Origin of the sequence: Undibacterium sp. Ji83W, assembly GCF_049340385.1 — a bacterium.
In the GTDB taxonomy this organism is placed as follows: Bacteria; Pseudomonadota; Gammaproteobacteria; order Burkholderiales; family Burkholderiaceae_D; genus Undibacterium.
Genome location: NZ_JBMPOZ010000005.1, coordinates 101,780 through 114,530, shown reverse-complemented (window position 1 = coordinate 114,530; position 12,751 = coordinate 101,780). Strand labels below are relative to the sequence as shown.

Sequence of the window (12,751 nt, the reverse complement as noted above, 5' to 3'; positions counted from 1 at the left end):
CTGACAGATTGCCAATTTCTTAATTCGCGGCATTAAATTACATCTTGCTGCATCTTGCATTAACGCAAAGTAGCCATACATCATTAATATAAGCTTTAATTATTTCACCAACCAGAAGGGATGAATCATGAGCACAGTAGATGAACACAAAGAACAATTGATGAATGACTTGCATCTGGTTATCCGCGATGCAGAAGAACTGTTGAAAAATACAGAGCAACAAGGCAGCGAAGGCTTCAAGTCCGCCAAAGCCCGCTTCGAAAAAACCTTGAAAAATGCCAAGGCAGAAGTAGAACGCATCGAAGATCTGGTCGTCACCCGCACCAAGGATGCAGCCAAGGCCACTGACGTGTATGTCAAAGAAAATCCATGGCAATCTGCAGGTATTGCAGCCGGTGTAGGTCTGCTGGTAGGCTTGCTCATTGGCCGTAGCAGATAAGCGCAGCAAAAATCAATGGCTATCAGCGATTCGCTCGGACAACTTGCCGCAACACTGAGCAGTATTGTCCGCACTCGCCTGGAACTGGCTGCAGTTGAGCTGGAAGAAGAGTTTGCACACTTTTCTTCCGGCCTGATATGGTCATTGACGGCGTTGTTTTTTGCTGGCATTGCCATCCTGCTGGTCATACTGACCGTGGTAGCACTGTTTTGGGATACACCTTACCGCTACACGGTATTAGTAGGTTTAATTACTGTATTTGGCTTGCTGGCTGTGGGTATCGCTTTACGCTTGCGCACGCAATTCCGCAACAAACCCGGTCTGTTATTCCATAGCCTGGCCGAATTGAAAAAAGACGCTTCCGCCTTTGATCGTGGCGATAACAGCCAGAAGGAACAGGGTTAAAGCATGGGAAACCGTCAGGAAAGACTGGCCTTGCGGCGTCAGGCATTATTATTGAAGATACAGGCAGAACGAGGCCTGATGACAATACATTACCAGGAACTGAGAGAATCCATGGGCATGGCAGGCGGAGCAGCCAGCTTGCTGGGCAGAGCCGGACAATTTGCTCGCCATAGGCCATTACTCGGTGGTATTGCAATTGCTGCTGTACTGATATTCAAACCCAGACGGATATTTTCTTTTGCCAAATCTGCGCTATTGGGATGGCAGACCTGGCGTAGTCTTGCCAATGTGTTGCGAGGCATACGCACAGATGTATCCAATACTGCAAATACGACGGCCAGTTCTGTAAATTCCAGCAAATCTTAAACTTGAGTCAGGCTTCTGGCCTAATTAGCTTTAATGCGGGCCTCATCAAGAATAAAATTAGCTTCAAACCTTAAGCAGTAAGGGCTGTTGTGTGCATGCCTTTACATCCTGAGCTTACAGGGTACCAAACTCGTCACCCAATTCTTTTCCTCTTGCTGCCGCTGCCTTGATGCCGCTCACTATAGCCTGCTTGACACCGGCGTTTTCCATGCTGGTCAAAGCAGCATAGGTAGTGCCCCCCTTGGAAGTAACGCGTTCACGTAAAACGCTGACGGGCTCTGTCGCTTGCAAAGCCAGTTGAGCAGCTCCTGTAAAAGTCGTCATGGCCAATTGCAATCCTTGCTCAGGACTCAGACCCAGCTCTGTTGCCGCCTGCTGCATGGCCTCAATAAAATAAAATACATAAGCCGGGCCACTGCCGGATACTGCCGTGACTGCGTCCAGCAAGCTTTCATCATCCAGCCATGTTGTTGCGCCAACCGCCTGCATGATGTGCTCTGCCATTTGCTTTTGCTCTGGACTGACACCTGCCAGTGCAAACAAGCCTGTCATCCCCTGCCCTATCAAAGCCGGGGTATTTGGCATGGTACGGACAATTTTTTCATAGCCCCCCAGCCAGCGGGCCATATCAGTAGCGCGGATGCCTGCAGCAATGGAGATCAACAATTGCTGATCCAGATACGGTGCCAGGCCTTGCACGACTTCACGTAATTGCTGTGGTTTGACTGCCAGGATGATCGCATCCATTTGCGCCAGCCTGGCGTCCGCTGCAAGCGCCGTGCCAACTCCAAAGTCGCTGGCCAATTTATCCAGGGAAGACTGGTTCAGGTCAATGACGTGGATATGTTCAGCCGTCGTCAAATTCTTAAGCAAGCCACCTATCAAGGCATTTGCCATGTTGCCGCCGCCTATGAAGGCGATTTTTATTTTATTTTGCATAATTCCGGTTTCCAAAAATAGCTGTTCCTATCCTGAGCATGGTGCTTCCCTCTGCGATTGCTGCATGCATGTCGCTACTCATGCCCATGGACAGGGTATCCAGCGCGATGCCTGCGGCTTGTATGCTGTCACTTAATTGTTTCAACTGGCGAAATGCCTGCCTTTGCACCTGCTCGTCATCACTGGCTTCTGGCACGGCCATCAGGCCACGCAACTGCAAACCTGGCAGCAGCACCACTTTTTGTGCCAGTGCCACAGCTTCTTCAGGCAAAACACCGCTCTTGCTTGCCTCGCCACTAATATTGACTTGCAGACAAATATTCAGGGCCGGCAACTCTGCCGGCCTTTGCTCGGATAGTCGCTGGGCAATTTTTTCCCGGTCGACTGAATGCACCCAGGCAAAATGCTCGGCGATGGGGCGGGTCTTGTTGCTTTGTATGGGGCCGATAAAATGCCATTCGAGCTGAAGTTGCGGCTTTTTTACCTGTACTTCTTGTATCTTCTCTAAAGCCTCTTGAAGGTAATTCTCACCAAAACAATGCTGGCCAGCCTCTGCAGCGTCTATAACGGCATCAGCAGGAAAGGTCTTGGATACAGCCAACAGGCACAGTTGTTGCGGATCGCGCCCGCTGGCAAGAGCAGCAGCGCGGATATCCGCACTTACGGCTTGCAAGTTGTCAGAAATTGAGGACATAATCAGTAACCAAATATCTATCTAATTCGTTGTGGACTTCTGGTAAAACTCCCGTCCACAGCTTAATATTGCTGTTATCTTGCTTTAGAGCAGTTTACCCACAATCAGCAACGATTTCATTACCGGAATTATAAATGGACATTTCAGAACTGCTGGCGTTCTCCGTAAAGAACAATGCCTCCGATTTACACTTATCTTCCGGCTTGCCGCCCATGATACGGGTACACGGCGACGTCAGGCGCATTAATTTGCCCCCTCTGGAGCACAAAGATGTTCATGAGTTGATCTATGACATCATGAACGACTCACAGCGCAAAATCTATGAAGAATCGCTGGAGTGCGATTTTTCCTTCTCCATTCCGGGCCTGGCACGTTTCCGTGTAAATGCGTTCAATCAGGAACGCGGCGCAGCAGCAGTTATGCGTACCATTCCATCCAAGATTCTGTCGCTGGAACAGTTGAACACTCCCAAGATTTTCGCGGATCTGGCCATGAAACCTCGTGGTCTGGTACTGGTGACCGGTCCTACCGGTTCTGGTAAATCGACGACACTGGCAGCGATGGTGAACCACCTCAATGAAAATGAATATGGTCACATCCTGACGGTGGAAGACCCTATCGAATTCGTGCATGAATCCAAGAAATGCCTGATCAACCAGCGTGAAGTCGGCCCGCATACAATGTCATTCAATGCCGCCTTGCGCTCTGCCCTGCGTGAAGATCCTGATGCCATTCTGGTCGGTGAGTTGCGTGATCTGGAAACCATACGCCTGGCACTGACTGCTGCTGAAACCGGTCACTTGGTGTTTGGTACACTGCATACTTCATCTGCTGCCAAGACCATTGACCGTATTGTCGACGTTTTCCCGGCGGAAGAAAAAGAGATGGTGCGTTCGATGTTGTCTGAATCACTGCAAGCGGTTATCTCACAAACCCTGTTGAAAACCAAGGATGGTTCTGGCCGAGTGGCGGCACATGAAATCATGCTGGGTACACCAGCGATACGTAACCTTATCCGCGAAGCCAAGATTGCCCAGATGTATTCATCGATACAAACCGGTAGTAACCTGGGTATGCAGACGCTGGATCAAAATCTGACTGATCTGGTGCGCCGCAATGTCATCTCGGTGGCGACTGCACGTAGTGCAGCCAAAACACCAGACAACTTCCCAGGCTAATTGATCAAAGGATAAAAAATCATGGAACGCGATCAGGCCACCAAATTCATGAATGATTTGCTGAGACTCATGCTCAGCAAAAACGGTTCAGACCTGTTTATTACTGCCGACTTCCCGCCAGCCTTCAAGATAGACGGGCGGGTAACACCGGTTTCAAACCAACCACTGTCCCCTGCACATACTGTCGACCTCGCCCGTTCTATCATGAACGACAAGCAGTCTTCAGAATTTGAAGCGACCAAGGAATGTAATTTCGCGATCAGCCCGGCAGGTCTTGGGCGTTTCCGCGTCTCGGCCTTCATGCAGCAAGGCCGCGTTGGCCTGGTATTGCGGACGATCACCACGGCCATTCCTAAACTGGAAGACCTGGGCTTGCCAGAAAACCTCAAAGATGTCGCCATGACCAAGCGTGGCCTGGTCATCATGGTGGGTGCTACCGGTTCAGGTAAATCCACCTCGCTGGCGGCCATGCTGGGCTATAGAAATGCCAATAGCTATGGTCACATCATCACGATCGAAGACCCGATAGAATATGTGCACCCACATATGAATTGCATCATCACTCAGCGCGAAATCGGCATTGATACTGAAGACTGGGGTGCAGCGCTGAAAAATTCGCTGCGTCAGGCACCGGACGTCATCCAGATCGGTGAGATCCGTGACCGAGAAACCATGGACTTTGCTGTTGCCTTTGCAGAAACAGGCCATCTTTGCCTTGCAACCCTGCATGCCAACAGCTCAAATCAGGCGCTAGACCGTATCATCAACTTCTTCCCGGAAGAACGTCGCCAACAGTTGTTGATGGATTTGTCACTGAACCTGAAGGCGGTTATTTCCCAGCGCCTGGTACCACTCAAGGGGCGCAAGGGCCGTGCTGCAGCGGTAGAAATCATGCTTAATACGCCGCTGGTGTCTGACCTGATCTTTAAGGGTGCAGTACATGAAATCAAAGAGATCATGAAAAAATCCCGTGAACTGGGCATGCAAACTTTCGATCAGTCCTTATTTGATTTGCATGAAGCAGACCAGATCACGTATGAAGATGCGCTGCGCAATGCCGACTCTGTCAATGAACTGCGCCTGGCCATCATGCTAAGAGGCAAAGACGCCAAAGACCGCGACTTGAGTGCAGGCACCAAACATCTGGGCATAGTATGAGTACGCTGGACTTTCAAGCCAACAGCCTGCAAGGCACACCGGTCGACCTGAAGCAATATGCAGGCAAGGTATTGCTGATCGTGAATACCGCCAGCAATTGTGGCTTCACCCCTCAGTACAAGGGGCTGGAAGCGCTTTACCAGCAATTCAAGGACAAGGGTGTGGAAGTATTGGGCTTCCCCTGTAACCAGTTTGGTCATCAGGAACCAGGTTCTGCCGGTGAAATTGGCTCATTCTGCGAAAAGAATTTTGGTGTGACTTTCCCACTGTTCGACAAGATCGATGTGAATGGCGACAAGGCTCACCCCTTGTTCCAGCACCTGAAAAGCCAGGCCCCGGGCTTGCTGGGCAGCCAGTCCATTAAATGGAATTTCACCAAGTTCCTGGTCAAGAAAGATGGAGCTGTCTTCAAGCGCTATGCGCCGCAGACCGCACCTAAGGATTTGCTGGATGATATAGAAAAGTTGCTCGCTGAGTAATGACAGGTTTCACGAGATAAGATCTCAAGTCATCTCAAATCACAAGCGGTCCGCCAGCACCGCTTGTCGTATCAGGTGTTTTACACCCCAGCGATGGAAAGGGCGTATCAGTTGCATATAGCCCCTCCCAAACCAGTTGTGCGTCAGGCAGACCGTCGATACCACAATGGCGACAGTCTGCCCCTCTTCTACCCGCACGATGGAAAGCCGGAAATCCAGATGTCTATTGTCGCGCCCGGCTACCAATTCTTCAGAACTCAGATAAAAAATTGGCCACGCGCCTATTTTTTCACCCACTTGATAACCTGACCTCATACGCGGGTGCATTATTTCTGCACTGGCTGGTACGGTAACACCAAACATGGATACCAGGAAATTACGGCTCAGCATGACTAACTTCATCCATGTTGGCCTGTGCATGAAAATCGCATGAAATGCATCGCTGACTGTCAGTCCGTTACTACTAAGCTCAGCCCTGTACGAATCGCGATAATAGGCTGCATGAACTACCTCGGGCATCAGCACACTTTGCTGCGGATGCCCGCATTCGCTGAGGAGTGTGCGCTGGCTGCTCATGTCTTATTTATTATTACTCAGTTTTATTCACCGCTGTGGCACGCTGTTCGCTTCAGGCAATTCCTGACTTATCGCAGAATCCTGCAAGGCCCGGTCTATAAGTTCTATCCAGTGCTGTACCGGCAGTTCTGTGCCTGATTGCAAATGCGTGAGGCAACCTATATTCGCCGACAAGATCATCTCTGCATCCGTCGCCTCCAGATTGCGTACTTTATTATCGCGCAATTGATACGAGAGCTTGGGTTGCAGGACAGAATAAGTACCCGCTGAGCCGCAGCATAAATGACTGTCGGCACACAGCTTCACCTCGACACCAATCGCCGTCAACAGCCCCTCAACCTTGCCACGTATCTGCTGGCCATGCTGCAGCGTGCAAGGCGGGTGCCAGGCGATGCGTTTGCTCAGTTTACCTTGCAGGCGCTGTACCAGCTGCGGCTGGAATTCTGGCAGGATTTCACTGAGATCACGAGTCAGCATGGATATTTTTCCAGCCTTGCCTGCATAGGCCTCATCATGTGCCAGCAAATGCCCATATTCTTTTACCGTGGCACCGCAGCCAGACGCGGTCATGACTATGGCTTCTGCGCCAGCTTCCACATACGGCCACCATGCATCGATATTCTGGCGCATGTCATTGAGGCCATCTTCATGTTCATTCAAATGGTAGCGTATAGCGCCGCAGCAACCGGCCTTGGGGGCAATCTGCAATTGCACACCCATGGCATCGAGCACCCTGGCGGTGGCGGCATTGATATTCGGCGACATGGCAGGTTGCACGCAACCATCCAGCAACAGCATCTTGCGGGCATGCTCAGTTTGCGGCCATAAACCTGCATCTTGTGCGACAGGCACTTTATTTTGCAAAGCCTTGGGCAAGACTGCGCGCAGGCTTTGCCCCAGCTTCATCGCTGGATTGAATATCCATTTGCGCGGTAGCACGGCTTTGAGAGCAGCGCGATTGAGCTTTTGGAACAGCGGGCGACCAACCTGTTTTTCAACGACCTGGCGGCCTATATCGACCAGGCGGCCATATTGCACGCCGGATGGGCAAGTGGTTTCACAATTGCGGCAAGTCAGGCAACGGTCCAGATGTTGCTGGGTTTTAACTGTAGCAGGCTTGCCTTCCAGTACTTGTTTGATGAGGTAGATGCGGCCACGCGGGCCATCAAGTTCATCACCGAGTAATTGATAAGTCGGGCAGGTGGCTGTACAAAATCCGCAATGTACACACTTGCGCAAGATATCTTCAGCCTCTTTGCCTTCGCGTGTGTCTTTGATGAAATCAGCGAGATTGGTTTGCATTGTTTACCAGCCTTTGTACATGCGACCGGTATTGAATATACCAGCAGGATCAAAAGTATTCTTCAGGCGTCTGTGTATCTTTTCTATGGGTGCAGACAAGGGGGCGAACACGCCTATGCTCTTGTCACCACCACGGAACAAACTCGCATGGCCGCCGGCAGCCAGTGCTGTCAGGCGTATCAGTTCTGGTTTTTCTGTACTGTAGAGCCAGCGCTGCGCCCCTCCCCATTCGATCATGGATTTGCCAGTCAGCTTCAAGGCCGGGCTGGTGGATGGCAGCGACAAGCGCCACAGACCATGCTCTTCTTCCTGCTGAAAAAAATCCAGGGTCTGTTCACGCAAAACTGTCCAGAAAGCCGTGGCGTCCTGCATTTCTTCACCACCCAGCCTGGCTTTGGCGGCACGCACTGCGGCATCGGCACCGGACAGGCGCAGCATCAAACGACCTACATGCCAGCAACTGGCAGAGATGGGCAAGGCCTGGCCTGCCCACTGATTCAAACGCGTCAGTGCATCCGCTTCTGACAGAGCAAACACCAGGGTGGTTTCTGCAAAGGGTCGTGGCAAAACCTTGATGGAAATGTCCAGCAGCAAACCCAGGCAGCCCATGGAACCTGTGAGCAGACGCGAGACATCATAGCCTGCGACATTCTTCATGACCTGCCCACCAAATTCCAGTATTTGCCCCTGCCCATTCATGAGACTGACACCCAGCACAAAATCACGCACGGCACCGACGGCTGGCCGCCGTGGGCCAGACAAACCCGCAGCCACGACGCCGCCTATGGTGGCGGTAGTACCAAAGTGGGGCGGCTCAAATGCCAGCATCTGGTTTTGTGCTGCCAGGGCGGTTTCTATTTCTGTCAGCGGCGTACCGCTGCGGGCGGTCAGTACCAGCTCAGTCGGGTCATACGCCAGGATGCCGCTGTAGGCGCGGGTATCCAGTACCTCACCCTGCAGTTCCTGCCCATACCAGTGCTTGCTGCCACCGCCCTGTATCTGCAGCGCTGTGCCACTGGCGCTTGCAGCCAATATGCGATCACGAAAATTGTCTAGCGTCGTTTGCATGCCATCGTCCAATTAAGTCTAGCCTCTGTCTTTAAAAACGCGGCAAATCAGGGAATTTCAACACACCTTTTTTCACATGCATGCGACCGTATTCAGCGCAGCGATGCAAGGTAGGTATGGCTTTATCCGGATTCAGCAAGGCGTCAGGATCGAAAGCCCGTTTCAAGGCGAGGAAGGCAGTAATCTCTTCACTGGAAAACTGCACGCACATGGAATTGATTTTTTCTATGCCCACACCATGTTCCCCAGTGATCGTGCCACCAACCTTGACGCATAGCTCCAGTATTTCGGCACCAAATTCCTCGGCTCTGTGAAACTCACCTTCTTTATTCGCATCAAATAAAATCAGGGGATGCAGGTTGCCATCGCCTGCATGGAAAACATTCGCGCAACGCAGGCCATATTTTTCTTCCATGGCGGCGATGCCGATCAGGACTTGCGCCAGATGCTTGCGCGGTATCGTGCCATCCATGCAGTAATAATCGGGGGAAATGCGACCCGCAGCGGGGAAAGCATTCTTGCGGCCAGACCAGAAACGCAGGCGCTCTGCTTCGGTACTGGATACTGCCAGTGCGGTAGCGCCTGCCTGCTCCAGCACGGCGCTCATGCGGGCGATTTCTTCTTCGACTTCTTCTACCGTCCCGTCTGATTCACAGAGCAAAATGGCCTCGGCATCGGTGTCATAACCTGCCTGTACAAAGGGCTCGACCATGCGTGAAGATGTCTTGTCCATCATCTCCAGCCCGGCGGGGATGATGCCTGCGGCAATCACGCTGGCCACCGCATTGCCACCTTTGACGACATCATCAAACGAAGCCATGATGACGCGTGCCGTTTGCGGCTTGGGTATCAGTTTAACGGTCACTTCAGTGACCACACCCAGCATGCCTTCAGAGCCTATGAACACCGCCAGCAAATCCAGGCCAGGTGCATCGAGTGAAGCACCTCCAAGTTCGATGACTTCGCCTTCCATGGTGATGGCGCGCACCGCCATGACATTGTGCACGGTAAGACCATATTTGAGGCAATGCACACCACCAGAATTTTCTGCCACATTGCCGCCTATGGTGCAGGCGATTTGTGAAGATGGGTCAGGCGCGTAGTACAAACCGTGGGCAGAGACTGCTTCAGAGATGGCCAGATTACGCACGCCTGGCTGTACGATAGCTGTGCGGGCGTAGGCATCGACCTTGATGATTTTATTGAGTTTGGCGGTTGACAACACCAGGCCGTCAGCAATCGGCATGGCCCCGCCAGACAAGCCTGTGCCAGCACCGCGCGGCACGATGGCGATCTGTTTTTCCCGGCAGATATTGATGATGCTGATGACCTGACTTTCATTTTCAGGCAGGGTCACTACCATCGGTAACTGACGGTAGGCAGCCAAGCCGTCGCATTCATACGGGCGGGTATCTTCTTCATCATACAAAATGCAATGCGCAGGCAATTGCTGACGCAGTACGCGCACAAGGTCTTGCTGGCGTGAAGATATGGCGAGTGATGCTTCCATGCTGGCTCCTGTTTATTCAAGGAGTGTAATCAGCTTTAATGCTCTTGTGATGAATTGTTCTGAGAAATTGCCGCAAATACTTTTCATTACTATTGCGGTATCTAGCTTATGCAACATCGCAAGACGTGATACCCACTGAGCTGCGCAAATGTCCGGAATAATTTTCTTGACAAAAATGGCTCATAAATCCCCTCCCTTTCAAGGGGAGGGTTAGGGTGGGGATGGGTTTCAGCCGATTAACAGCAAATGAATTTACTACAGAACCCCATCCCCATCCCAGCCTTCCCCTTGAAGGGGAAGGGGCTTAGAGTTACCCAACTCTTGTTCAAGCAAAAGTATTATTTAGCCCCAGCCCTCACTAGTACATCTATCATTTTCTTGTTCGGCCTGGTTACGCCCTTAGCCCACGACAAAGGCGTATCACCATTAGGTGCAGTGGCATTCACGTCAGCTTTTTTACTGATCAAAAGCTGGACTGTTTCCAGCTTATCTGACATCACGGCACAAAATACAGATGTATGTCCATCGCCATTGGTAGATTCTATGCTGGCACCCGCCTTGAGCAAAGCCAGGATGATGTCATTGTTACCCTTCAATGCCGCCTGCGTCATGAAGGTGGGGGCAGCACGGCTGTCTTCCTGCAAGTCCAGCTTGATCTTGTCCTTGATGAGCTTTTCTACTGCAGCGGCGTCATTACCATCAATCGCCTTGAGCATGGCATTGTACTGGCGGCGTTCTGATTTGCTCAATTCGCCTTCGCCTGCATGTACGGCCATCGCCATCGTGAGTGAAATGGCTACCAGGATCAATGCCAGTTTATTTTTCATGTCAAACCGCCTTGCTAAATTGATTAAAACCTTAGAGGGCGGAATCTTACAGGAAATCATTTAATAAGCAGTTTATCAAGACTCTATAAACTGTAACAATTAGTTCTAACTTTAGCTCCACACGGGCACAAAAAAAACAAAAGGACGCCGCAGCGTCCTTTTTCAGGCAAATCAACGAGGATTATGCTGAGAATGAAGACCCGCAACCGCAAGTGGTTGTTGCATTGGGGTTCTTGATGACGAACTGTGCGCCTTCAAGGTCATCCTTGTAATCGATTTCTGCGCCAACAAGATACTGGTAGCTCATGGAATCGATCAGCAAATGGACGCCATTCTTGGTCATGGTCGTGTCATCTTCATTGGTGATTTCATCAAATGTGAAACCATACTGGAAACCTGAGCAACCGCCACCTTGTACAAAGACGCGCAGTTTCAGGTCAGGATTACCCTCTTCTTCAATCAGCTGGGCTACTTTGGCAGCGGCGCTTTCAGTGAAAACAATGGGTGCGGGCATTTCGGCAACAGCGTTCATAATTACTCCTTCAGACTATTTACCATCATTATAGACCCGCACAGAAATCTATGCATTGTTCGCTGCGAGTTTCAAGACGGGTTCTTGTCCCTGGTCATGACTTAGCTTGCCAGAGACCACGGCACCGCTCAGCATTTCCAGTGTTTTGTAATGCACATCACCAGATATTTGTGCTTTTGGCTGTAATTCAAGCAATTCTGACGAAAATACCGGGCCATTGATGACGCCATTGACAACAATATGAGCGGCGCGGACTTCGCCATCAATTTTTGCCTGTTCAGAGATCACCAGCATTGAGGATGCTTCCACGTCAGCCACCACATTGCCGCGTATATGACCATCGATACGTAAACCGCCCTTGAAGTGCAAATCGCCTTGTATGACGGTGGTTGCACCGATCAGGCTGTCTATGGTGTTCTTGGTTTTTCGATTAAACATTGGTGTTCCTTCATGAGGAAATGAGCCAGAAGCCGCAGCATATCAGAAATGCTATTTTAGCAAGCGCAGCGTTTCTTTGCCTGGTTTATGAATTGACCGCTTAGATTGACCGTTATAAATTAACCATTTGCTGAGCCCGGATCTGGCCATTTGATAAGACCTTGGCCTGCACACCTTTAACCGTAGCTCCTTCTGGCAAGGTAATGGTACCTTCCAGTCGCTGATAATGCCGGAATGATAATTTTAACTTCCCTGCATCGCCCGACTTAGGATCGGGAAACAGCATCGTAGCAGGTTTACCCGCTTGTACCAAGTTCAGGCTGAATTGCATTTCCCCGGTGAAATCACGGCCACTTTTACCACCCTGCATGACCAGCGCCCTATAGCGCAACTGGCCTGGGCTGAGTATTTCCACCTTGAAATTCTGTAGCGATATACCTTCGGCACCGACTGCAGAAGGCGTCAGGCTTTCAAAAAAAGCCAGATCATCCTTGAGCTTGAGGTTTTCTGTCGTCAAGGCCTTGACCTGGTCGGTCAACTGCTTTTGAGTGGACTTGTCGATGTTGACGGTGCTCTCTATGGTATTGGCTGCCAGCGATAACTTGTCACGCTCGGCAGTCAATTCCTTGATTTTTTCTTTCAGCTCTTCGACCTGATCAGCACTGATCCTGGAACCAAAAGCAAAGCTCTTGCCCAGATCATAAGTCCACCAGGCAACACCAGCGGCAATACCGATGACGATGCCAGCCATGGCCACTTTGAATGTCCATGGCTTTTCATGCGTAATCGTCATTTTTGGCGCCAGGAAGCGCTTCGGTGTCAGACGTGACTTTGGCATGA

General features: G+C 51.0%; 16 protein-coding genes. 6 read left to right on the top strand and 10 right to left on the bottom strand.

Annotation, left to right across the window (positions count from 1 at the left end; genetic code table 11):
- Positions 1–127 precede the first annotated feature (127 nt).
- Genes ACO0LD_RS11185 through ACO0LD_RS11175 form a run of 3 tightly spaced genes read left to right on the top strand, consistent with a single transcriptional unit; the run spans position 128 to position 1,210 of the window.
- Positions 128–439 carry a DUF883 family protein gene (locus tag ACO0LD_RS11185; RefSeq protein WP_423006682.1) on the top strand — a complete coding sequence of 104 codons (312 nt, stop codon included), beginning with the start codon at positions 128–130 and terminating at the stop codon, positions 437–439.
- A gap of 15 nt (positions 440–454) precedes the next feature.
- A complete protein-coding gene (locus ACO0LD_RS11180; protein WP_423006680.1) occupies positions 455–844 on the top strand; it encodes a phage holin family protein in 390 nt (129 codons plus the stop codon).
- Between the two features lie 3 nt (positions 845–847).
- Positions 848–1,210 carry a YqjK family protein gene (locus ACO0LD_RS11175; RefSeq protein ID WP_423006678.1) on the top strand — a complete coding sequence of 121 codons (363 nt, stop codon included), beginning with the start codon at positions 848–850 and terminating at the stop codon, positions 1,208–1,210.
- A 114-nt stretch (positions 1,211–1,324) separates the two neighbouring features.
- Here the strand turns inward: ACO0LD_RS11175 and proC are convergent, their stop codons facing one another.
- A complete protein-coding gene (gene proC, locus ACO0LD_RS11170; RefSeq protein ID WP_423006676.1) occupies positions 1,325–2,149 on the bottom strand; it encodes a pyrroline-5-carboxylate reductase in 825 nt (274 codons plus the stop codon).
- Positions 2,139–2,843 (bottom strand): YggS family pyridoxal phosphate-dependent enzyme, encoded by a 705-nt coding sequence (locus ACO0LD_RS11165; protein ID WP_423006674.1) that lies wholly within the window; start codon positions 2,841–2,843, stop codon positions 2,139–2,141. Before ACO0LD_RS11165 ends, proC begins: the two co-directional genes overlap by 11 nt.
- A 134-nt stretch (positions 2,844–2,977) precedes the next feature.
- Here ACO0LD_RS11165 and ACO0LD_RS11160 point away from each other — a divergent pair, with 134 nt between their 5' ends.
- Genes ACO0LD_RS11160 through ACO0LD_RS11150 form a run of 3 tightly spaced genes read left to right on the top strand, consistent with a single transcriptional unit; the run spans position 2,978 to position 5,658 of the window.
- Entirely contained in the window at positions 2,978–4,021 is a 1,044-nt protein-coding gene (locus ACO0LD_RS11160) for a type IV pilus twitching motility protein PilT (protein ID WP_423006672.1), read from the top strand.
- A 21-nt stretch (positions 4,022–4,042) separates the two neighbouring features.
- A complete protein-coding gene (locus tag ACO0LD_RS11155) occupies positions 4,043–5,179 on the top strand; it encodes a PilT/PilU family type 4a pilus ATPase (RefSeq protein ID WP_423006670.1) in 1,137 nt (378 codons plus the stop codon).
- The gene (locus ACO0LD_RS11150; RefSeq protein ID WP_423006668.1) at positions 5,176–5,658 is read left to right on the top strand and encodes a glutathione peroxidase; all 483 of its coding nucleotides are present in this window, start codon (positions 5,176–5,178) and stop codon (positions 5,656–5,658) included. The genes ACO0LD_RS11155 and ACO0LD_RS11150 overlap by 4 nt, the downstream gene beginning before the upstream one ends.
- 39 nt (positions 5,659–5,697) lie before the next feature.
- Here the strand turns inward: ACO0LD_RS11150 and ACO0LD_RS11145 are convergent, their stop codons facing one another.
- From ACO0LD_RS11145 to ACO0LD_RS11110, 8 genes are all read right to left on the bottom strand, one after another.
- Entirely contained in the window at positions 5,698–6,234 is a 537-nt protein-coding gene (locus ACO0LD_RS11145) for a DUF2867 domain-containing protein (RefSeq protein WP_423006666.1), read from the bottom strand.
- A gap of 27 nt (positions 6,235–6,261) precedes the next feature.
- Positions 6,262–7,536, bottom strand: a complete 1,275-nt coding sequence (gene glcF / locus ACO0LD_RS11140) for a glycolate oxidase subunit GlcF (RefSeq protein ID WP_423006664.1) — start codon at positions 7,534–7,536, stop codon at positions 6,262–6,264.
- 3 nt (positions 7,537–7,539) lie between these two features.
- Positions 7,540–8,604, bottom strand: a complete 1,065-nt coding sequence (gene glcE, locus ACO0LD_RS11135) for a glycolate oxidase subunit GlcE (RefSeq protein WP_423006662.1) — start codon at positions 8,602–8,604, stop codon at positions 7,540–7,542.
- Positions 8,605–8,635: 31 nt separating this feature from the next.
- The gene (locus tag ACO0LD_RS11130; protein WP_423006660.1) at positions 8,636–10,114 is read right to left on the bottom strand and encodes an FAD-linked oxidase C-terminal domain-containing protein; all 1,479 of its coding nucleotides are present in this window, start codon (positions 10,112–10,114) and stop codon (positions 8,636–8,638) included.
- Positions 10,115–10,452: 338 nt separating this feature from the next.
- Entirely contained in the window at positions 10,453–10,941 is a 489-nt protein-coding gene (locus tag ACO0LD_RS11125; RefSeq protein WP_423006658.1) for an ankyrin repeat domain-containing protein, read from the bottom strand.
- 181 nt (positions 10,942–11,122) lie between these two features.
- Entirely contained in the window at positions 11,123–11,473 is a 351-nt protein-coding gene (gene erpA / locus ACO0LD_RS11120; RefSeq protein WP_110255173.1) for an iron-sulfur cluster insertion protein ErpA, read from the bottom strand.
- Between the two features lie 48 nt (positions 11,474–11,521).
- Positions 11,522–11,911 (bottom strand): bactofilin family protein, encoded by a 390-nt coding sequence (locus ACO0LD_RS11115; RefSeq protein ID WP_423006656.1) that lies wholly within the window; start codon positions 11,909–11,911, stop codon positions 11,522–11,524.
- A 112-nt stretch (positions 11,912–12,023) separates the two neighbouring features.
- Complete coding sequence (locus ACO0LD_RS11110; RefSeq protein ID WP_423006654.1) at positions 12,024–12,749, bottom strand: DUF6776 family protein; 726 nt, start codon at positions 12,747–12,749, stop codon at positions 12,024–12,026.
- Positions 12,750–12,751 lie beyond the last annotated feature (2 nt).

What these genes read in the sequence shown, in the direction of transcription:
- ACO0LD_RS11185 (WP_423006682.1), top strand. Translation starts at nt 128, where the DNA reads ATGAGCACAGTAGATGAACACAAAGAACAATTGATGAATGACTTGCAT.
- ACO0LD_RS11180 (WP_423006680.1), top strand. Translation starts at nt 455, where the DNA reads ATGGCTATCAGCGATTCGCTCGGACAACTTGCCGCAACACTGAGCAGT.
- ACO0LD_RS11175 (WP_423006678.1), top strand. Translation starts at nt 848, where the DNA reads ATGGGAAACCGTCAGGAAAGACTGGCCTTGCGGCGTCAGGCATTATTA.
- proC (WP_423006676.1), bottom strand. Translation starts at nt 2,149, where the DNA reads ATGCAAAATAAAATAAAAATCGCCTTCATAGGCGGCGGCAACATGGCA.
- ACO0LD_RS11165 (WP_423006674.1), bottom strand. Translation starts at nt 2,843, where the DNA reads ATGTCCTCAATTTCTGACAACTTGCAAGCCGTAAGTGCGGATATCCGC.
- ACO0LD_RS11160 (WP_423006672.1), top strand. Translation starts at nt 2,978, where the DNA reads ATGGACATTTCAGAACTGCTGGCGTTCTCCGTAAAGAACAATGCCTCC.
- ACO0LD_RS11155 (WP_423006670.1), top strand. Translation starts at nt 4,043, where the DNA reads ATGGAACGCGATCAGGCCACCAAATTCATGAATGATTTGCTGAGACTC.
- ACO0LD_RS11150 (WP_423006668.1), top strand. Translation starts at nt 5,176, where the DNA reads ATGAGTACGCTGGACTTTCAAGCCAACAGCCTGCAAGGCACACCGGTC.
- ACO0LD_RS11145 (WP_423006666.1), bottom strand. Translation starts at nt 6,234, where the DNA reads ATGAGCAGCCAGCGCACACTCCTCAGCGAATGCGGGCATCCGCAGCAA.
- glcF (WP_423006664.1), bottom strand. Translation starts at nt 7,536, where the DNA reads ATGCAAACCAATCTCGCTGATTTCATCAAAGACACACGCGAAGGCAAA.
- glcE (WP_423006662.1), bottom strand. Translation starts at nt 8,604, where the DNA reads ATGCAAACGACGCTAGACAATTTTCGTGATCGCATATTGGCTGCAAGC.
- ACO0LD_RS11130 (WP_423006660.1), bottom strand. Translation starts at nt 10,114, where the DNA reads ATGGAAGCATCACTCGCCATATCTTCACGCCAGCAAGACCTTGTGCGC.
- ACO0LD_RS11125 (WP_423006658.1), bottom strand. Translation starts at nt 10,941, where the DNA reads ATGAAAAATAAACTGGCATTGATCCTGGTAGCCATTTCACTCACGATG.
- erpA (WP_110255173.1), bottom strand. Translation starts at nt 11,473, where the DNA reads ATGAACGCTGTTGCCGAAATGCCCGCACCCATTGTTTTCACTGAAAGC.
- ACO0LD_RS11115 (WP_423006656.1), bottom strand. Translation starts at nt 11,911, where the DNA reads ATGTTTAATCGAAAAACCAAGAACACCATAGACAGCCTGATCGGTGCA.
- ACO0LD_RS11110 (WP_423006654.1), bottom strand. Translation starts at nt 12,749, where the DNA reads ATGCCAAAGTCACGTCTGACACCGAAGCGCTTCCTGGCGCCAAAAATG.